Source organism: Bradyrhizobium sp. BR 1433 (assembly GCF_051547665.1).
Taxonomy (GTDB): Bacteria; Pseudomonadota; Alphaproteobacteria; order Rhizobiales; family Xanthobacteraceae; genus Bradyrhizobium; species Bradyrhizobium australafricanum.
Genome location: NZ_JBPUGG010000001.1, coordinates 8291334 through 8310333, shown reverse-complemented (window position 1 = coordinate 8310333; position 19000 = coordinate 8291334). Strand labels below are relative to the sequence as shown.

The following is a 19000-nucleotide window of genomic DNA, read 5'->3' as shown; positions in this document are numbered from 1 at the left end:
TCCAGCCGGACAGAGGGCGACCATGCGCGACAGAAACTTCCTGGTTGAGAACAACGCCAAGCCGATCTGGCACCCGATGGCCCATCCCGCCGAGATGCGGGCGCAGCCGCCGCGGATCGTGATGAAGGGCGAAGGCGTTGAAGTCACCGATATCGACGGCAAGACCGTGATCGATGCGGTCGGCGGATTGTGGAATGTCAATCTCGGCTACAGCTGCGATCCGATCAAGCAGGCGATCGCGGACCAGCTCAGCGCGCTGCCGTATTATTCGGGCTTTCGCGGCACCTCGAGTGGCCCCTCGATCGAGCTCGCCTACGAGCTCACCGAATGGTTCAAGCCGGAAGGCATGGTGCGCGCCTTCTTCACCTCGGGCGGCTCGGACTCGGTCGAGACCGCGCTGCGGCTCGCGCGGCAATACTGGAAGATCAAGGGCCAGGCTGACCGCACCAAGTTCCTGGCGCTGAAGAAGGGCTACCACGGCACCCATTTCGGCGGTGCCTCCGTCAACGGCAACGCCAATTTCCGTCGCAACTATGAGCCGATGCTGCCCGGCGTGTTCCATATCCCCGCGCCGTCGACCTATCGCAATCCCTTCAACGAGATCGATCCCGCAAAACTCGCGCAGCTGTGCGCGGCGGCGATGGAGGAGGAGATCGCGTTCCAGGGCGCCGACACCATCGCCGCCTTCATCATGGAGCCGGTGCTCGGGCCGGCGGCGTGATCGTGCCGCCGGACAGCTTCATGAAGCTGGCGCGTGAGATCTGCGACCGTCACGGCATCCTGATGATCGCGGACGAGGTCGTCACCGGTTTCGGGCGCACCGGCGCGTGGTCGGGTTCGCGGCTCTGGGGCGTGAAGCCCGACATGATGACGATGGCCAAGGCGATCACCTCGGGCTATTTCCCGCTCGGCGCGACGCTGATCGGCGAGCAGGTTGCGGAAGCCTTCGAGGCCGACACGACCACGTTCGGCTCGATCGGCCATGGCTACACCTATTCCGGCCATCCGGTCGGCTGCGCCGCAGGCCTTGCCGCACTCGCCGAGACCCGCCGCCTCAAGCTGGACGAGAATGCCGCCGCACGCGGCGAGGACCTTGCGCGGGCGCTTGCCGCGCTCAAGGCGAAGCATGCGCTGGTCGGCGACGTCAGAGGCAAGGGTTTGATGGCCGCACTCGAGCTGGTCGCTGATCGCGACAGCAAGAAGCCCGCCGACAAGAAGACGATGGCGAAGGTTGCCGATGCCGCCTACGAGGCCGGCGTGATGCTGCGCGTCTCCGGCAACAACCTGATCCTGTCCCCGCCCCTGATCCTGACGTCGGCCGACGTGAGGCGGATCGCCGAAGGGATCGACGCCGGGCTCTCAGCGGCCAGTTGACAGCGCGCTGACGCAAGCCATGGCGCGCTCGAACAGGGCGCCATCAGCCTTGTCGCGGTCGAGGCAATCGGCCAGCGATATGGCCGACATCCTCTGATCGGTGCAGAAGATGCGCATGAAGTCGGCCGCCATCGCGACCTTGCGCGTCTCGGATTGGCGCTCCCAATCGTTGCTGCTCAGATAGAGCAAGGACGCGTCGTCAACGCTGCTCTCGGCCGCCGCGCCGGCAGCAACCGGCCCTGCCGCCAATAGCGCCAGCAGCGCACCGGCCACCGCCCCGATGCGATGCGCGCGCCCGCTCATTTCGTCTCCCTGGCATTCACCATCGGGGGCACGTCGAGCGCGGGATTGCGATCGAAGAAGTTGAACGGACGCAGCCGGAAGCCATGCCACAGACCCGGCATGACCGGCCAATCCTCGGCGCGCGGCACGTGGCGGAAGCCGACCGTGTACCACAGCACGAGGTCACGATCCTCGATCGGGCGCTTCGCCGCCGTCCATTTCGGCAGGCCGTCGACCTCGGGGTTTCCGTTCGGATACATGCCCGCGGCGTAGCGCTCGTCCTTGGCGTAGGCCGAGGTCCACAGCGTGTAGGCGCTGAAACCCGCGCGCAGTTGGATCGGATCGTCCTTGGCGAGCAGCGAGACGTCGGAGTGACCGGGCATCAGCTGATAGCTCGTGCGATAGCCGCGGCTGTTGGTCTTGCCCGTGCTCTCGATCCTGAACTGCGCCGCGTTCAGCGGCATGGTGATCGGACCTTCGGTCGTAACCGGCCTGGTGTCGACCTGCCAGAGGCTCTTGCGCTGGCCCTGCTCCAGCCGGCGGACATTGAAGCGATCCTCGACCAGCCGGTTCGCGGTGCCGTCGACGTCCATGTCGATCCGGAACGTCATGTAGTGATCGTGATTGACCGCGAGCAGCCGTTCCTCGACCAGCGTCCCAAAGGCGGTATCCTGCGCCGCCGTCGGGTCGCTCAGTGTCTTGCTCGCGACGCCCTTGGTCGCGTCGATGCCGTAGGCGCCGAGCCGCACATCGATATTGCCGGCACGGTCGAACACGTAGTCGACCAGATAGTCGTAATTGCCGACCACCGGCGCCATCCGCACCACCAGCTCGTTGTTCGGCCGCACCTCGGCGGTGTTGTTGATCAGCTCGCTGTGGCGCCAGATCGGATCGCCGGTCGGGCGCTCGAAGATGCAGACCGCGCCCTTGGAAACGACCGGCGCACCCTTGGTATCCGAGATCGTCAGGTCGAGAAAATGCGCGCCTTCGGGACAATCCACGCCGCGCTGCAATTCGCTGGAGAGCACGCCAAAGCCGTACTCGCCGATGTCCATATAGGCGCGGAACGACCAGGTCGGCGCCGGATCCATATAGGGCACGAACATCTCGCTCGCCGAGATCTGGTAGGCGATGTCGCGGAGCGTGCCGTGGTCGTCGTAGCGGATCAGCGACAGCACGGCGCCGACGCGCGGCTCGAGACGGACATGGAACGACCAGTTGTCCCAGTGGACCTGGCCGCCCACCACCTTCACGTTGCTGCCTTCAGGCGCGGTGATTTCGATCGGCTTCGGTGGCTTGCGATATGTTCCGGAGTCGGCATAGGCGTGCGAGGGCGTCTGCGGCGGTGGCGGCACCACGCCGAGATCAGTCACCGACAGCACCGTTTTGCTCTTGAGATCGACCTGGGCGAACAGGTTCTCGATCGGCTTGCCCAGAGATTGTTGGCGGCGCCCGTGGTGTCGACACAGGGAACGTTGAGCAGGCGGCGGCCTTTCAGGGCCGGGTCGCTCACCGGACCGACCGTCAGCGGCAGACACATGACGTTGCGGAAATCGGTGATGCCGCGCTTGGCCATCGCGGCGATCCAGCGCGGGTCCTGCTTCGGCAGATCGCCGGCGGAGATCAGCTCGTCGATGGTCAGCGCAGCCTCGTGATCCCTGAACTTCCTGCCAGCCGAGCAGGCTGCGCGCGGCGAGATCGACATGGGCCTCGTAGAGATGCGCGCCGCTCAGCAGCGTCGCGCTGGCCCGGCGCGTGAAGGGCTGTCCGGGTTTCCACGCCCGTACCTCGTCCTTGGGATCCTCCTCGACCGACATCGAGACGACCCGCGCCGAATCGTCGAGCTTGCCGGCGCCGCGCAGGATATCGGAGACCGAGCGGATTTCGTCGGTGGTGAGCCCGTCCATCGGGTGCGTTGCGGCCGCTTGCGGCCACATCCGCCGCTCGGCCTGCGCCGGCAGCGGCGCCGCCAATGTCGCGACCATCAGACCGGCCACTGCCCACACGCCATGCCGGGATATCAGAGCCATTCCGCCCTCCACTCAAAGCCAGAACTGTCAGAATACAAGCAACGGTGGCGACGTGAAGGCCCGCTTCTTCATCCGGTAACCTGTTCCGACGCCGCCGGCAGGATCGCGGCGGCGGCCGGGCGTGGCGCGGCGCGGTGTACATCGAGCAGCCGCACGCCGAAGCGATCGCGCAAGGCCGGCCAGAGGCCGCGCGGCGCCACGATCATCACCACGACGGCGATGATGCCGAGCCCGACCAGATACCAGCCGCCGGACAGGCCGAGTGGGCCGGTCATCAGCTCGCGCAGGCCGAAGAAGATGATGACGCCGAGGATAGGGCCTTCCAGGGTTCCGATACCGCCGATGATCACGATGAACATCATGTAGACGGACCAGTTGACGTCGAAGGCCGCCAGCGGCGCGATGAACAGATTGCCCATGAAGCTGAGCGCGCCGGCTAGCCCGCATCCCGCCGCCGAGAGCACGAAGGCGACGAAACGATTGTGGCGGACGTCGACGCCGACGCTCATCGCGGCAAGATCATTGTCACGCACGCTCATCAGCCCGAGCCCGAAGCTCGAGGTCATCATCCTGTACAGCGCCGCGATGGTGACGAGCGTCAGGCCGCCGGCGAGCCAGAACATCGTCGGCTCGAACCAGTCGAAATCGATCAGCTTGCTGGTCGCGAGCGGCACGCCCGACGTGCCGCCGATGGCCTGCGACTTCATCGTAAGCGCGCCGATGATCTCGGCGAACACCCACATCGCGATCGAGAAATAGGCGTCGCGCAAACGAAACAGCGGAAAGGCGATGATCGCCGCAACGGCGCCCGCCACCAGCGGCGCCACCGGCAGCACCCAGATCGGCGTGACCTCGAGCCAGCCCGAGGTCAGGAACAGCGCATAGGCGCCGAAGGCGATGAAGACCTGGTGGCCGAGCGAGACCAGCCCGGCATAGCCCGCCAGCAGGTTCCACATCTGCGCCATCGTCAGCAAGAGCAGGCACTCGGTCGCGAGCCGCAGAAAACCCTCATTCAGCACGAAGGGCGCGCCGGCAATTGCCGCCGTCAGAATGGCAACGCTGGTCATGAGAACGGTCCGTGTCGGCATCGGCATCACACCCTGCTCGACACGAGACCCGACGGGCGGATCAGCAGCATGATGAAGAACAGGAGGTGCGCATAGAGCAGCCCGGCATTCGGATCGATTTTCAGCCCGATCAATTGCGCCATGCCGAGCGCAATGCCGCCGAGCAGTGCGCCCCAGAACGAGCCGAGCCCGCCGAGCACCACGACCTCGAACGCGATCAGAAGCCGCTCGGCGCCCGAGAACGGCGTGAAGCTCGAACGCACCGCCAGCAGCACGCCGCCGATCGCGCCGAGCGCGAGCGACAGGCCCATGACATAGTTATAAACCCGGTCCGGCTTGACGCCGGACAGCCGGACGATATCGCGGCGGTCGGCGGTGGCGCGCACGATCCGGCCGAACTCGGTATGGCGCAGCACGAGCTGCAGCGCCATGAACAGCAGCGCGGCGAGCACCAGCGTCAGCAACGGCATGATGCCGATGTTGAGGCCCGCGATCTCGAGGCTGGCGCGCGACAGCTCGCCGACCTGGAGGCTGCGCACGTCGGCGCCGAACACCTCGACCATCACGTTGCGCAGAATGACAGAAACGCCGAAGGTCAGCAGCAGCGGCGATAGCGGATCGGGCGAGGTCACCACCCGGTTGACGATGGCGGCCTGGTAGAGCCATCCGACCGCAAAGGACAGCGCGATCACCGGGATCAGCATCAACAGCGGCGACACCTGCGGAAACAGGTTGGCCAGCAGCACGGCGCAGAACGCGCTCAGCACCATGAACTCGCCATGGGCGATATTGACGACGCGCATCACGCCGAACACCAGCGCGAGCCCGATGCCGAGCAGCCCATAGAGCCCGCCGAGCAGAGCCCCGTTGATCAATGTCTCAACCCAGATCATGTCGTTGCCAACCCTGGCTAGTTACCGAAATAAGCGTGCGTCAGCTGCTCCGGCTGCAACCCTTGCGCCGGGCCGGTCAGCGACACCCGCCCCTTCAACAGGCAATAGATCCGCTCCGAGGTCGCGAGCGCACGCTTGACGTCCTGCTCGACCAGCACGACCGCGGTGCCCTCGCGGCGGATGTCGGCAAAGGAGCGGTAGATCTGCTCGACCACGACCGGCGCGAGCCCGAGCGATATCTCGTCGCACAAGAGGAGCCGCGGGTTCGACATCAGCGCGCGGCCGATCGCCGCCATCTGCTGCTGGCCGCCGGAGAGCTGGCCGGGAAACATCCGCCGCCGCTCCTCGAGGATCGGGAACAGGTCGAACACCCGCCGCAAGGTCCAGCTGCCTTTGCGCCGGTTGACGCTGCCCATCAAGAGGTTCTCCTCGATCGTCAGCGAGTTCGAACAGCAGGCGGCCCTCGGGCACCATGATGAGGCCGAGCCGCGACACATCTTCGGCCGGCATCTGCGAGATATCGACGCCGTCGAACTGCACCGCGCCGCGACGCTCCTCGTTGAGACCAACCAGCGCCTTCAGGAACGTCGACTTGCCGGCGCCGTTGGCGCCGACCAGCGCCACCGCCTCGCCGTCCGCGACGGTGAAGTTCATGTCGAACACGGCCTGTAGATCGCCGTAGAAGATCTGCAGGCCGTTCACATCAAGCAACGCCATCGGCCTTCAATCCCATGTAGATCTCGCGCACCACGGCGTTGTCCATGACCTCGGCCGGCGGCCCCTCCAGCACCTTGCGGCCGAAGTCGAGCACCAGGATGCGATCCGACACCGCGCGCAGCGCGTGCGGGATATGCTCGATCCAGATCGTGGCATGGTCGGCCTTCACCGACTGGATGATGGCAACGAGGCGCTCGACCTCGGGCTCGGTCAGCCCGGCGGCGATCTCGTCGAGCAGGATCAGTTTGGGTTTCGAGGCCAGCGCCTTGGCGAATTCCAGCCGCTTGCGGTCGATCAGCGGCAATGCGCCGGCGAGCTTGTCGGCCTTGGCATCGAGCCCGGTCCGCTGCAGCACCTGCATAGTCCAGCTCAACGCCGCCTCGCCGGTGAGGCCCGCGCCGTAGGATGCCGCGACCAGCGCATTCTCATAGACCGACAGATGCGGGAACGGCTGCGGGATCTGGAACGCGCGCCCGAGCCCCATCCGCGCCCGGCGATGCGGCGGCAGGGCTGACATCTCCCTGTCGTCGAGCATGATCGAGCCGCCGTCGGCCGTGAGCAGGCCGACGATCAGGTTGAGCAGCGAACTCTTGCCGGCGCCGTTCGGGCCGATCACGCCGAGGCACTCGCCGCGCGCCAGCGCGAAGCTGACATTGTCGGCGACCACGATCTCGCCGAAGCGCTTGGACAGCCCGCTGACGCGCAGAAGCGGTGCCATCTCAGGCCAGCTTGGAGAGCAGCTGGAGATCGGCCTGCTTCGGGATGAACGGTGCCGTTCCGTTGTGCACGATCAGGAGCTCGTATTTCGACTTGCCGCCCTTGGCCTTGCGCCATTGCCCGCCCGACAGCGAGGTCACCGCGACGTTCTTGATCGGGCTGTCCTTGAACTTGACCCGGCCGACGACGGTCTCCATGTCGAGGCTGGCGATCGCATCACGCAATGAGTTCTTGTCCTTGGGATCGCTGTTCTGCAACGCCGCGAGCCCGACCTCCCACAGCGCATGAGCGTAGCCGATCGGCTGGGTCCACTGCTTGCCCGTTGTCTTCTCCCACTCCGCGGCGAGCTCGGCAGCGCTCTGCCCGGTCAGCGAGGACTTGAACGGATAGGCCGGCGTCCACCACACCTCGGTCGACATGCCGTCGCCGCGATCGCCGAGCGCATTCACCGCAGCCGGGAACAGGAACGCCGCCGCCACCGTGCAGATCTGCGGCTTGAAACCGGCCTGCGCCGCCTGATTCCACAGCGTCACCCAGTGATTGCTGAAGGTGAAGCCGGAGACGATGTCGACGCCGTTGTTCTTGAACAGCGCGATCTGGTTGGTGAAGTCGTCGGTCGCGATCTGGAATTTGCCGGCCGAGAATTCCTGATAGCCGGCCGCCGAGATGCCCGCCGGCAGGCCGAGCTTCGGATCGGAGAACGCCTGGCCCGGCGGGTTGTCGATGTAAAGCGTGCCGACCTTCTTGTTGGTGTCGAACCGACTGCCACATACCCAAGAAATTTTTGGCGACGTCGTCGGCGCCCCAGAAGAAATGGTAGCTGTACGGAAACCCCTTGTCCGGCGTCGACTTGCGCGGGAACATCCAGCCCTGCCACGGCACCATGGTCGAGATGGTGGGAATGCCGCGGGCGTCGGCGAGCTCCTGCACCGGCGGCTGGGCGTCGCCGTCCTCGATCAGGATCAGGTCGCACTTCTCACGCAGCACCAGCTCGCTCGCGATCACCGACGAGCGGTTCGGATCGGATTGATTGTCCTTGAACACCAGCTCGACCTGATAGGTCTTGCCGCCGATCTTCAGGCCGTCCTTCAGCCGTGCCTTGATGCGCTCATGGATCCAGGGATCGGGCTCGGCGAACTGCGCGCGGACGCCGGAGAGGCAGCCGACCCAGCCGATCTTGATGGTGTTGCCGCTGGCCCGCGCGACATTGACCAGCGGCACGTTCATCGCCGATGCGAGGCCGGTGGCACCGGCCGCTTTCAAGAGCGTGCGCCGATTGAGCCGGCCGGATGCCGTATTGTTCTTTGTCTCAGTCATGTCCCTCTCCCTCCACAACCAATGAAAATGCCTGACCGCGGCTCACGCAGCCGATCGCTGGATCGCCGCACGGCTCACCGCGGCGAATTTGCACAAGGTGTTTTCGATGATCTGGCGCGGGATGCCGCGCACGATGAAGACGAGCCGCGAGCGCCGGTCCGCCGACGGCCAGTCGGCAAGCGCGATCGGCGGATGGAACACGTGCTGCACGCCGTGCACCACCATGGGCGCATCGGGCTGCTCGGCGACATGCACGATCGCCTTGAAGCGCAGCAGGTCCTCGCCTCTAAGCGCCGCGACATAATCGAGCCAGCGCGCGAACGCCTCCCGCTGGATCGGCTCGTCGATGATCAGGCTGTAGGACGATACGCCGGTGTCGTGCGCGTGGTGACTGTGGTGGCTGCACGCCTCGCCGTCGCAATGGTGATCCCCGTGATGGTGCGGCGTGTTCGCCGCCTGCGCTGCCAGATCGAACCAGCGCACCACATCAGCGGAGCGCGCCGCCGGATCGAACAGCCCGGCATCGAGGACTTTTGCCGGATCGACGATCCCGTTCCGCACTTTCGTGCGCGTCGCGACCGGATTGATCGCCGCAAGCTGCGCATCGAGCCGCGCCAGTGTGTCCTCGGCGGCAAGGTCGGTCTTGGTCACGAGCAGCCGGTCGGCGACGGCGATCTGCCTGACGGCCTCGCCATGGGCCGCAAGGCTGTGCGCACCATTAACCGCATCGACGGTCGCGACCACGCCGTCGATCCGGTAGCGGCCGACGATATCGGACGCCGTCATCAGCGTGTGCAGCACGGGCACGGGATCGGCGAGCCCGGTGGTCTCGACCAGCACCCGGTGGAATGGCGGGATCGTGCCGTCAGCGCGGCGCGATGCGAGGTCGGCCAGCGTCTCGATCAGATCCTCGCGCACCGAGCAGCAGATGCAGCCATTGTCGAGCAGCGCCAGGCGGTCTTCGCTGCTCTCGACCAGCAGATGATCCAGCGCCACCTCGCCGAACTCGTTGATGATGGCGACGATGCCGCCAAGCTCGGGCTGGCGCAGCAAATGGTTCAGCACCGTGGTCTTGCCGCTGCCGAGGAAGCCGGTCAGCACCGTGACCGGAATCTGATCCACCGCTGCCATCACGCGCCCCGCTCGTAGATCTTGCGGCCCTCGAAGAAGGTCAGCTCGACCCGCGTATCGGCCAATTGATCCGGCGGGATGTCGAAGATCATCTGGTCGAGCACGATCAAATCGGCCGATTTGCCCACCTCGATCGAGCCGATCGACTGGCCGAGCCCGGCCGCGCGCGCGGCGTCGATGGTGTAGATGTCGATCACGGTTTTGAGGTCGAGCGCCTGCTCCGCCCACAGCGACTTGCCGGGAAAATCTCCGGTCGGATTCTGCCGCGTCACCATGCCCTCGATGCCCTGCCAGGGATCGGGGATCGGGATCACCGGCCAGTCCGAGCCGCCGGCCATCAGTGCGCCGGCTTCCTTCAAATCCCTGTTCGGCCAGAAGCGCTGCGCGCGCTCCTCGCCCATCGCGGCCTTGTGCGCCTCGAGGAAGATGGTCGGATACCAGATGATCGGCGACAGGTCGGCGGCGACGCCGAGCTCGGCGAAGCGCTTGACATCGTCGGGCGCGATATAGCTCGCATGCGCGATCTGATGGATCAGATGGGTCGGGCCGTTGAAGCTGCGCACGACATCGATGGCGTCGAGCGCCTGCGTCACCGCGGCGTCGCCCGCGCAATGGATCTTCGCGGCAAGGCCGAGCTTCTCGCAGCGCCCGAGCCAACGGATCAGGTCCGGCACGGTCAGCATGGTGGAGCCGCGGAAGCAGCAGCCGCGCACCGGGTCGGCCACATACGGCTCGTGGAAGGCCGCGGTCTTGGCGCCCGGCACGCCGTCGAGGAACACCTTGACATAATCGGGCTTCACATGCGCACCGCGGTAATCCTCGCGCAGCGCGAACAGCTCCTCGCCGGCCTTGCCGAACATGAAGCCCGGCTCGACCACCGGCATCGCGCACACCGCCCAGGCGGTGAGCTCGCCGCGATCGTCGAGCCCCTTCAGCGCCGCCATGATCGGCTGCATGCTGGCGGCGTCGATGAAGGCGGTGACACCATATGAGTTCAGCACCGAGATCGAGCGCGCCACCGCCGCGCGGTCCATCTCGGCCGTGTAGTGACCGGAGGCCGCGAGCGCCCGCTCGACCAGGCCGGAGGCGGCCTCGATCATGATCCCGGTCAGCGTTCCGGTCTTGAGGTCGCGGCCGATCTCGCCGTCGGTCGGATCAGCCGTGTCGGCCGCAACGCCGGCGAGCCGCAGCGCCGCCGAGCTCGCCCAGCGATTATGATAGGTGTCGTCGCGCAATACGACGGGATGGCCGAGGCAGGCCGCGTCCAGCAGCGCGCAGGACTCCGCGGTGTTCATCTCGTTCAGGAGATTATTGCCGAACTGCCCGCCGACGATCCAGGCGCCCGGCGCAGCCGCTGAGGCAGCCTTGTGCAGGGTCTCGGCGATCCTTGGAATGCTGTCGGCGTTGGAGAAGCGCAGCTCGTAGAGATCGGCCTGTCCGCCCATCATGATGTGATTGTGGATGTCGACGATCCCCGGCATCGCCATGCGGCCGCCGAGATCGATGGTCGTCGTCACCTCGCCGACGAGCGCCGCGACGTCGCGTTCCTCGCCCACCGCGATGAACCGGCCGGCCTTGACGGCTGCGCAGCTTGCCCAAGGTTGCCCGCGGTTCGACGTGTAGATCCGGCCGTTGCGGAAGACCGTGTCGGCGAATGTCCTGTTCATACGGATCAAACTTCTCGATTGGGAAAGCCTGGAGCGATCAGCCGCTCACCGTGCGGTGCACAAGGGCGAACCGCGCACGACGCCGGCATGATGGCCAAACGTTCGGCATGTCGGCATTTGGAACAATCCACCGTCCGGTGGATGCTCCGCCGCCTGCCGCGATGCGGGCGGCGCGGAGCCTAGGGCGAGGTAGCGCAGTTCCGTTGCGGCCGTTAGTCGATATAGTCTCATCGCCCCTCAAAACCCCAGCGCGAGGCCGTCCTTGCGGTGATCGGAGGCACCGAACAGAACGCCCCTCGCATGGTCGATGCGGATCGCCTGACAGCCGCCGATCGGCTCCTCGGAGAAGCGGGCATCGTGGCCGCGGGCGCGAAGGTCGTCGCGTATCCCGAGAGAAATGGTCGTCTCCAGCGACAGCGCGCCGTCGAAGGCAAAGGAGCGCGGCGCCTCGGCCGCGGCCTGGATGTTCATCTTCATGTCGAAGATGTTGGACAGCAGATTGGCGTGGCCCGCGGCCTGGTAGTGCCCGCCCATCACGCCGAATGACATCACGGTCTTGCCGTCCTTGCGCAGCAGGCCCGGAATGATCGTATGCATCGGCCGCTTGCGCGGCCCGAGCGAATTGAGATGTCCCGGTTTGGCGCGAAAACTCCAGCCGCGGTTGTGCAGCAGGATGCCCGATTTCGGGGCGTAGATGCCGCTACCGAACGGATAGAACAGCGAGTTGATCAGCGACACGGCGTTCAGATCGCGGTCGACCACCGTGACATAGACGGTGTCGCGATGCTCGATATCGTCCCAGCTCACGGGCGCGGATGCGCGGCCCATGTCGATCTTGCCACGGATTCTCCCGATATAGTCTTCGGCAAGGGATGCGGCCGGATCGACCTTGCTGGTGGCGGGATCGCAAAAGAAGGCATCGCGCGCGCGGTAGGCCGCTTTGGTAGCTTCGGCCAGCAGATGGATGCGATCGGCCTCTCCGAGCTTGCCGACATCGAAGCCGGCAAGCGTCCGCAGGATCATCAGTGCGGCCAGGCCCTGCCCGTTCGGCGGGCACTCGACCACATCGTGGTCGCGGTAGCGCGCCGAGATCGGGCGCACATAGTCGGAGACTTGGGCGGCGAAATCGTCGGTGCTGTGGGCGCCGCCCAGGGCACGCAAGATAGCCACCATCTCGTCGGCAGCCTCGCCCGTGTAGAACGCGTTGCGTCCGTGCTGCGCGATCCGGCGAAGGGTGCGGCCGAGCGCGGGTTGCGTACGGATGTCGCCGACCTCAGGCGCCTTGCCGCCGGGCAGGAACTGCACCGCCGCATTGCTGTCGATCTCGATCCGGGTCCGGAAGCGGCGCCAGTCCTCCGCGACGCGCGGCGTCACGCAAAAGCCCCGCTCGGCAGCCGCGATCGCCGGCCGGAAGATCTCCTCCAGCGACCTGCTGGCCATGATCGGCGACCAGCCGGCACCACGCATCGATTGCGCCGGGCACGGTGACGGCCTCGGGCGCGGTCGGCGGAATGTCGCGCGCGCCGCTTGCGGCAAATTTCCCGGCATCGGTTGCGGCCGGCGTGCGGCCCGAGCCATTCAACGCGATCGGCTCGCCGGCGTCAGGCGAATACAGCGCGAAGCAGTCGCCGCCGATCCCGGTCATCTGCGGCTCGACCACGCCCTGCACCGCGACCGCCGCCACCGCGGCATCGACGGCATTGCCGCCGGCCTTCAGCATCTCGACCGCGGCCAGCGTCGCCTGCGGGTGCGAGGTCGCGGCCATACCACGCTCCGCAACCGCCACCGAACGGCCGATGGCCATGAAATCGCGCATGTCGTTTCCTTCAATGTTGTGAGCGGCCGTCGCTCGCCAACATTGTCGAAAACGACACCGGTCCTCGCGGAGGACTTCTCGTTTGGCCACCGGGCAGGCAGCAATCCACCCAACGGTGGATCGGTGAATACGGACGAGGTTGTCACGCCTCTCGGACGCGGCGAATTGATCCGGCGGCAACCGGGCAAAACCTGTCAAACCTGCGCGTGAGGAATTCTTTCGGCCTATCTGAATAGTTGCGTGCTCGGCGGCAATTCTGTGGTGGGTAACTGGTTGCCAAGCCCGGAGCGCGATGGCACGCTGCCACGATCAATTTAGCTCATGTCGATTGCCAATGCCGATGTCATCTCTCAGAGAGTTTCATGGCGCCAGGCGACGTCGGTTCGGTTGCGGGGCTGGTTGGTTACGCATTGTCTCGTCTCTGGTCTCACTGTCATGCTGCGCCGTCGTTCACGACGTGCGTGCGGCGTCGCCCAATGAGGAGTTCGAGCCGACAGGTGACGGCATCCGAACCGTCGGCTCAATCCGATGCCAACGGGAGTCTCTTGCCGGATGCGGACCGAGCGTCGCCCGAGGCTCCGTCGACGACGCCAGGCGAGAAGCAAGCTGAGCAGGTATCCACGGCCAACATTGTCGACGCGCTCAAGGTCGCCCCGGACAATATTGATACAGTTCTGGTCCTGGACGAATGCTTTGTTGCCGAGGCGTGCATCGACCGGTTTCTTGGCGCGCTTTACACGCGCGCGCCGAAGACCGACTGGATCGTCGTGTACGAAAAAAGGACGTGATCATCAAACGAAAGCGCAAGCTGATCACCGTCACACGCAGCATCCCGAAGCGGGTCGAAAATGACTTCGGATGGAAGGACCCCGAAGCCGCGGATAAAGCCGGGATGCCTCTGATGGATTACGTGATCGGAGGGATGGATCGAGCCTTCAAGCAAAAGCTGTTCTATATGCTCCATGCAGCGGAGCAGGCCGGACTTGCACCGGGATCACAAGCGGTTTCCGCGATGACTACCGCCAATCGATTGCAAGCGGGCTGAAGGCCGCAAATGACAAGTCCTATCACGGCGGCAGCTCGCGTGGGGGCTATGGTCACGGGCTCGCTGCAGACGTCGTCAGCATGAATGGCGGGAGCAAGGACGAGCGTGCAACCGAGACCAAGCGATTATGGAAATGGATCGACGAGCACGAAAAGCAGTTCGGAGTCGGACGTCCCTACTTGAATGGAGACCCAGCGCATCTCGCACCGGTCGATGGTCGGGAGTATGTTGCTCATCGTACGGTATCAAGGCACACGAAGCTGGCCGGCAAGCGACATACCCGAATTGCAGCATCTTCCAGACATGGCGTGACGACGCGCGCAAAGTCAAAGGCAGCGTCGAGGGCCGCGACGACGAGACTCAGCTCGCGCCTCTAATCGGCCTACCCCTCCTGCGCTTCGTGCGCTCCGGCGCGCCCCAGCTCAGGGGGTGAGCTGGGGCTGGACGGCGGCTTCGGAGGCCGTAGCGGCCAGCCTCCGCCCATGACGTTATGCCCCTCTTCGGACTCTCATCTACCAGGAACCGCGATTGCTGCGCCGCGCTACTACTTCTGCGCTGTGGAGCCTGCTTGCCGCTGAATCTGTTACTCGGGGCTAGTCCAGAATGGCAATTGCCGCGTGCGCATGTCGATCTATCATGTCCCCAGTCGTGCGGATTGGCCGACATTTTGCCCACACCCGACCATGCACCTCGCGCGATCAGGGATCGCCGCTTCGGCCCACGGAGCGACGGTCCCGCCCAATTCCGGAAACGACAGATCAGTTCGACGGGCAACTCAGCAAATCCTGTCAATCCTTCGCGCGAAAAAAAATTTCGCTTTATCAGAAGAGCAACGCAATCACCGCATGCGCATGCGCGGTGATGACACCGAAAACCATCCTCATCGTCGTCCCGGCGCAGGCCCATAGGCGCTAAGATAGTTTGATCATAGTCTGATAGTGGCGCTTATGTCTGGGTGGCTCGCGTAGATGTCGCCGGAGAGCGTGACTGGCTCTGCTGAGTAGAGCGATTGCGGGCTGTGGAATGATCGCTTGCCGTAGCGAAGCGACGAGCTGGCGCAGCAGACGCCACGTCACTGGGTGGGTCAGGCGGCGTCGGCCAAGCGGGAGAGTTTCGAGTTCGTCGACGAGCGGCTCGAGCAATAGAATGATCAGCAGATGAGCGAGGATATGGGGTCTGGCGGACCGCTCGTCGGTTCCGGGAGGTCCCTTCAGGCCAATCAGGCTTTTCAGCCGCTTGAAGCCGAGCTCAATGCGCCATCGCAGCCGATAGAGGGCGAGGATATCTGCAGTCGTGAAGTCCTCTGGCCTGAGTGAGGTCACCAGGATCACCCAATCTGCGGCGTCAAGTGTTTGCCTGGAGAGCTGATGACCTCCCTTTTGTGCGGTCCGGCGCGCCTTGCGTCGCGCAGCCGCAGCAGCTTGCACCGGCTTCTTCGCGGCAACCAGACGCACTGCGAGCGGCGGCGCACCTGACTTGCGCTTTATCCAAATCGGCCGATCGATCAGGCCACGCGCCGAGGCGTTGCGCAGTTCGGCAGTGAGGTCAACAAGATTACCTTCGGCATCGAGCCAGCGCGCGCTCTTCCAGCCGGCCCGGATCACGAAGTCCGCATCGGCATCGACGAGATGCGCCATGCGCTCCGGTTGCAGATAGGCGCGATCGGCAAGACGGATCTCACCGGCAACCGCCGGTATCCGATCCAGCGTCTCGCCCGCTCGCTGATCGGTCAGTTCGAAGTGACCAAAGCGCTCCTGCGGAAGATCGAACGCGCTATGGATACGCCACACTGCGTTCTTGTTCCTGCCGCTCGTCCCAGCCTTGGGGACCGTCGTGGCGTCAACAATACGGATCAGACGACCGCAGCTCGCCTTCGGCGCCGCGGCGGCAAGCGCCTGCTCGACCAAGATTGCCAGCCAATCTCCGCACTGACGTAAGCGATACAACAGAGCCACGTTGGAGATATCGACAAGCCCAACCGACGTGGCCCATGCCGCCGTCAACCGCAGCCCTTTCTCACCAAGGCAATAAGCCAAGATCAGGCGCAGCAAGTTCGACCGCATTGCTGATCTCCCGCGGACGGACAAACGCCTTCGTCTTGCGCGCGCTAATGTTCAGAGCATCGGCTCCGCCAAGTTGGGCGACAACGCGCGCCCAATCTTTGTTCACAAGCGATTCGTGTGCCATTCCATCTTGGAATCACAAGCGAATCCAAGGCGCAAATCCTATTTTAGCGCCTATGGGCGCAGGCCGGGACCCATAACCACTGAAGATGATTGTTGTGCGACGCTGGGGCCACGGCCTTCCTCACCAACCCAATCCTATGGTTATGGGTCCCGGCCTTCGCCGGGACGACACGTGGAAGGAGCGATGTGCTGGCATATTCTTCGGTGTCATCGCCCGGCTCGACCGGACGATCCAGTACGCCGCGGCCTCTCGATTCAAGCACAGGCATCTCTAAAATATTGGATCACTTGCATGCGCGAGTGATGACACCGAAGATGGGAGCGCAATGACGGTGCGTTGTCTCGCGCGAGAACGATCCTCATCGTCGTCCCTGCGAAGGCAGGGACCCATAACCACCGATGTTTATTGTTTCACGACGCCGCGGTGACGAATCCCGTTCACAACATCCTCCGCGGCGTATAGGTCCCTGCTTTCGCACTAGTGCATCTACACGTTTGTCGGGCCATTTGCGAGGATTTGGAAGCGGGCCATTCCGGTGTGGAAGGTGATTGGTCCAGGTGGACGGTGGGAGGCGTAGCCGGTCCATCCGCCGAGTTTTGCGATGATCCATGCCGCCCAAGCAAGAGTGTTGGGGCGATGGTGGTTTTTCTGAAGCTCGGTGCGACCTTTCATGGTTTTGTTGATGGCCCTGAGCGTCTCGATCTCTTCTGCGGTGAAGACAAATTCAGCTGGCAATTCTTCGCCACTGTTGCGGGCCTGAACGAGTTGAATGACGATACATGCCGCTCTGGTGGCGACCGCCACGAGCTTGATCAGGCCTTCGGCGCTCTCGATCTGACTATCCTCGATGCGCAAACCCTGGCTCTTCAGCGAGCGAAAGAGTTGCTCAATGATCCAGCGCTGGCGGTACCAGGAGACGATCTGCCAGGCGTCTTTAACGGTGGCGACCGGATGAGTGGTCAGGAGCAGCCAGCGAATGGGCTCCGCACCTCTCGGCGGATGCAACTCGACCACTTCTACGAAGCTGAGTTTGATGCCCTCCGCCAAGTCGGTGACGCCGGGCCTCTGCGGCCGCTTGAGCACGACGGTTCCGAAGCGCATCGAGAGATGGGCCTGCCGGCCGCGCCGATCCATTCGCTGCGGCAGATCGATCACCGCGTTGTCGCAGAAGCGGCTCCGCTCGACCGCCTGATAAAGTGTGTCGCCATCGACCAGCGCATGGTCGTGCATGGCACGCGACAGAAGATGGACATTCTCAGCTGGCGTCAGCGCCCAGTGAGCAAAGAAATCCCCCTCGCGGTCGTTGACGACGGTGATCATGCGGGCATCTGCCAGGACGTCGCGGCCTTGCTCGGCGGCCGTCACCCAGCGCGCCGACTCCTTGTCGGCCAAGGCGCGCCGCTCATGCGGGATTTTTACCTTGCCTTTGCGCGTCCAAACGTTGCCGCCAGTAAGGCCAAGACAGACCCCGCTGTCGGCATCCACCGCCATCATCGCATGCAACAGCACGCCGCGAGCATTGCCCTTGCCGACTTTGCCCAGCCCGCGCCGCCGTCCCGCCTGGGTCTGGAACTTGACCTCGCTCGTATCCTGGATCGCCAGCACATGACGCCCGCTGACCGCAGTCCGCGTCTGCGCGCTCCAGCCCTCAATCAATTTATCGATCGTGACTTGGGGGTTGTTCACAAACCGCCAGAACGCCATATTGGCAGCCCAATCGCCCCGGGCCATCTGGCGCAAGCAGACGCTGCGCGTGCAAAGCATAGCCCGGAGAAGCGTCGCCCCCTTTTGTCGAGACGAACGTCCCCGAACTCACCCAAAGACAAATCCGGCTGCATCGCTGGCGCTCCTTCGAATCAAAGCGCCAGTGAGAGAATCATACAACATGCTGCAGAGACGCCACTTCTTGCTGCACCGAGTCAATCTGTCGCGCCCCAAAACCGTGTAGAGACGCTAGTGCTTTCACGGGGACGACGTGCTGGAAGAGCCGCGGACTCTAATCGACAGCCCGCGCCTCAATGCGGCCGCGACATCATCGCCACGACAGCGGAGCGGGTCTCGACGCCGAGCTTTTCGAAGATATGGATCAGATGCGTCTTCACCGTCGCGAGGCCGATGTTCAGGCACTCGCCGATCTCGCGGTTGGTTCGGCCGCAGCACAACAGCTCGACGACTTCCATCTCGCGCGAGGTCAGGCCAAAGCGCGCCGGCTCGTCGGCATTCGACGACAGGCGACTGGTCAGGTTGAACTCGAGATAGTCGTGGATCTTCTCCGCGATGTGCATGCTGCCGTCGGGGATCGCGCAGCCCGGCGCCCACAGCACGCTCATCCCGGCGACAATGCGGTCGTTGCGGCGGAAGAAGAACTCGATCATGTCGGCGACGCCGCATTGGCCGGCGAAGGCACGGTAGGTCGCCGCCTCCTGGGTTGCGCATTGGTCGAGCGCTGTGCTCAGCCGCGCAATCGGCCGGTTGCTCGCCGAGCGCGGATGCAACGGATCGAGCCGGTTCATGCCGGCAAGATACTGGTCGTGGAAACTCGGCGGCACGTTGCTAGAGAGCACGAAGCGGTTGAGGGTCAAATTGCCGTCGACCTCGTAGAACGCGGTCGCCGACCCCTCGAGAATGCCGCGCGCGAACTGAATGGCCTGCGTGGTTGCCGGATCCGGTCGGCCCAGAAGCGCGATCATGACCTACCTCCCGATGTTTCCCGATGGCGAACGTCTGCGCGTCGCGTAACCGTCACGCTGGGGCACG

Annotated in this window: 14 protein-coding genes and 4 pseudogenes; 4 read left to right on the top strand and 14 right to left on the bottom strand. The window is 64.6% G+C overall.

The features are described 5' to 3' along the window. Positions 1–22: 22 nt before the first annotated feature. Positions 23–1374 (top strand): annotated as a pseudogene (locus ACSKB9_RS39835) (aminotransferase class III-fold pyridoxal phosphate-dependent enzyme). Here ACSKB9_RS39835 and ACSKB9_RS39830 read toward each other — a convergent pair. The 8 genes and pseudogenes from ACSKB9_RS39830 to ACSKB9_RS39795 all read right to left on the bottom strand — a co-directional run. After that, the gene (locus ACSKB9_RS39830; protein WP_438079739.1) at positions 1360–1677 is read right to left on the bottom strand and encodes a hypothetical protein; all 318 of its coding nucleotides are present in this window, start codon (positions 1675–1677) and stop codon (positions 1360–1362) included. The pseudogene ACSKB9_RS39835 and the gene ACSKB9_RS39830 sit on opposite strands and share 15 nt — an antisense overlap. After that, a complete protein-coding gene (locus ACSKB9_RS39825; protein ID WP_438079738.1) occupies positions 1674–3686 on the bottom strand; it encodes a hypothetical protein in 2013 nt (670 codons plus the stop codon). Before ACSKB9_RS39825 ends, ACSKB9_RS39830 begins: the two co-directional genes overlap by 4 nt. A 68-nt stretch (positions 3687–3754) precedes the next feature. Then, entirely contained in the window at positions 3755–4753 is a 999-nt protein-coding gene (locus tag ACSKB9_RS39820; protein WP_438079737.1) for a branched-chain amino acid ABC transporter permease, read from the bottom strand. 26 nt (positions 4754–4779) lie between these two features. Then, the gene (locus tag ACSKB9_RS39815; RefSeq protein WP_057017060.1) at positions 4780–5646 is read right to left on the bottom strand and encodes a branched-chain amino acid ABC transporter permease; all 867 of its coding nucleotides are present in this window, start codon (positions 5644–5646) and stop codon (positions 4780–4782) included. A gap of 17 nt (positions 5647–5663) precedes the next feature. Further along, positions 5664–6363, bottom strand: a pseudogene (locus ACSKB9_RS39810) (ABC transporter ATP-binding protein). Next, on the bottom strand, positions 6350–7081 hold the full coding sequence (locus ACSKB9_RS39805) for an ABC transporter ATP-binding protein (protein WP_438079736.1): 732 nt from the start codon (positions 7079–7081) through the stop codon (positions 6350–6352). The pseudogene ACSKB9_RS39810 and the gene ACSKB9_RS39805 overlap by 14 nt, the downstream one beginning before the upstream one ends. Position 7082: 1 nt before the next feature. Next, on the bottom strand, positions 7083–7805 hold the full coding sequence (locus ACSKB9_RS39800; protein WP_438080604.1) for an ABC transporter substrate-binding protein: 723 nt from the start codon (positions 7803–7805) through the stop codon (positions 7083–7085). Positions 7806–7911: 106 nt separating this feature from the next. After that, positions 7912–8256 (bottom strand): annotated as a pseudogene (locus tag ACSKB9_RS39795) (ABC transporter substrate-binding protein); the annotation flags it as partial. On the opposite strand from ACSKB9_RS39795, the gene ACSKB9_RS39790 reads away from it, so the two are divergent. Beyond that, positions 8144–8422 (top strand): hypothetical protein, encoded by a 279-nt coding sequence (locus ACSKB9_RS39790; protein ID WP_438080677.1) that lies wholly within the window; start codon positions 8144–8146, stop codon positions 8420–8422. The pseudogene ACSKB9_RS39795 and the gene ACSKB9_RS39790 sit on opposite strands and share 113 nt — an antisense overlap. A gap of 17 nt (positions 8423–8439) precedes the next feature. Here the strand turns inward: ACSKB9_RS39790 and ACSKB9_RS39785 are convergent, their stop codons facing one another. The 3 genes and pseudogenes from ACSKB9_RS39785 to ACSKB9_RS39775 all read right to left on the bottom strand — a co-directional run bounded on the left by ACSKB9_RS39785 (position 8440) and on the right by ACSKB9_RS39775 (position 13011). Continuing rightward, positions 8440–9528: a CobW family GTP-binding protein gene (locus ACSKB9_RS39785; RefSeq protein ID WP_438080602.1), complete on the bottom strand. Its 1089-nt coding sequence runs from the start codon at positions 9526–9528 to the stop codon at positions 8440–8442. Beyond that, positions 9528–11195 carry an amidohydrolase gene (locus ACSKB9_RS39780; RefSeq protein ID WP_438079735.1) on the bottom strand — a complete coding sequence of 556 codons (1668 nt, stop codon included), beginning with the start codon at positions 11193–11195 and terminating at the stop codon, positions 9528–9530. The genes ACSKB9_RS39785 and ACSKB9_RS39780 overlap by 1 nt, the downstream gene beginning before the upstream one ends. Positions 11196–11432: 237 nt before the next feature. Beyond that, a pseudogene (locus ACSKB9_RS39775) lies at positions 11433–13011 on the bottom strand (gamma-glutamyltransferase family protein). A gap of 497 nt (positions 13012–13508) precedes the next feature. Here ACSKB9_RS39775 and ACSKB9_RS39770 point away from each other — a divergent pair. Both ACSKB9_RS39770 and ACSKB9_RS39765 read left to right on the top strand, forming a co-directional pair. After that, positions 13509–13799 carry a hypothetical protein gene (locus tag ACSKB9_RS39770; RefSeq protein WP_438079734.1) on the top strand — a complete coding sequence of 97 codons (291 nt, stop codon included), beginning with the start codon at positions 13509–13511 and terminating at the stop codon, positions 13797–13799. Then, complete coding sequence (locus ACSKB9_RS39765; RefSeq protein WP_438079733.1) at positions 13796–14056, top strand: hypothetical protein; 261 nt, start codon at positions 13796–13798, stop codon at positions 14054–14056. The genes ACSKB9_RS39770 and ACSKB9_RS39765 overlap by 4 nt, the downstream gene beginning before the upstream one ends. 911 nt (positions 14057–14967) lie before the next feature. Here ACSKB9_RS39765 and ACSKB9_RS39760 read toward each other — a convergent pair. The 3 genes from ACSKB9_RS39760 to ACSKB9_RS39750 all read right to left on the bottom strand — a co-directional run bounded on the left by ACSKB9_RS39760 (position 14968) and on the right by ACSKB9_RS39750 (position 18933). After that, positions 14968–16119 (bottom strand): IS4 family transposase, encoded by a 1152-nt coding sequence (locus tag ACSKB9_RS39760; protein ID WP_438079732.1) that lies wholly within the window; start codon positions 16117–16119, stop codon positions 14968–14970. A 610-nt stretch (positions 16120–16729) separates the two neighbouring features. Then, the gene (locus ACSKB9_RS39755) at positions 16730–17947 is read right to left on the bottom strand and encodes an IS4 family transposase (protein ID WP_438071829.1); all 1218 of its coding nucleotides are present in this window, start codon (positions 17945–17947) and stop codon (positions 16730–16732) included. A gap of 311 nt (positions 17948–18258) precedes the next feature. Beyond that, positions 18259–18933, bottom strand: coding sequence for a helix-turn-helix transcriptional regulator (locus ACSKB9_RS39750; RefSeq protein ID WP_028345120.1), 675 nt, complete (start codon positions 18931–18933; stop codon positions 18259–18261). Positions 18934–19000 lie beyond the last annotated feature (67 nt).

Bases quoted from the DNA above. Each gene is read 5' to 3' on its own strand.
- ACSKB9_RS39805 (WP_438079736.1), bottom strand. From the start codon at position 7,081: ATGGCACCGCTTCTGCGCGTCAGCGGGCTGTCCAAGCGCTTCGGCGAG.
- ACSKB9_RS39760 (WP_438079732.1), bottom strand. From the start codon at position 16,119: ATGCGGTCGAACTTGCTGCGCCTGATCTTGGCTTATTGCCTTGGTGAG.
- ACSKB9_RS39825 (WP_438079738.1), bottom strand. From the start codon at position 3,686: ATGGCTCTGATATCCCGGCATGGCGTGTGGGCAGTGGCCGGTCTGATG.
- ACSKB9_RS39755 (WP_438071829.1), bottom strand. From the start codon at position 17,947: ATGGCGTTCTGGCGGTTTGTGAACAACCCCCAAGTCACGATCGATAAA.
- ACSKB9_RS39750 (WP_028345120.1), bottom strand. From the start codon at position 18,933: ATGATCGCGCTTCTGGGCCGACCGGATCCGGCAACCACGCAGGCCATT.
- ACSKB9_RS39820 (WP_438079737.1), bottom strand. From the start codon at position 4,753: ATGACCAGCGTTGCCATTCTGACGGCGGCAATTGCCGGCGCGCCCTTC.
- ACSKB9_RS39815 (WP_057017060.1), bottom strand. From the start codon at position 5,646: ATGATCTGGGTTGAGACATTGATCAACGGGGCTCTGCTCGGCGGGCTC.
- ACSKB9_RS39780 (WP_438079735.1), bottom strand. From the start codon at position 11,195: ATGAACAGGACATTCGCCGACACGGTCTTCCGCAACGGCCGGATCTAC.
- ACSKB9_RS39785 (WP_438080602.1), bottom strand. From the start codon at position 9,528: ATGGCAGCGGTGGATCAGATTCCGGTCACGGTGCTGACCGGCTTCCTC.
- ACSKB9_RS39830 (WP_438079739.1), bottom strand. From the start codon at position 1,677: ATGAGCGGGCGCGCGCATCGCATCGGGGCGGTGGCCGGTGCGCTGCTG.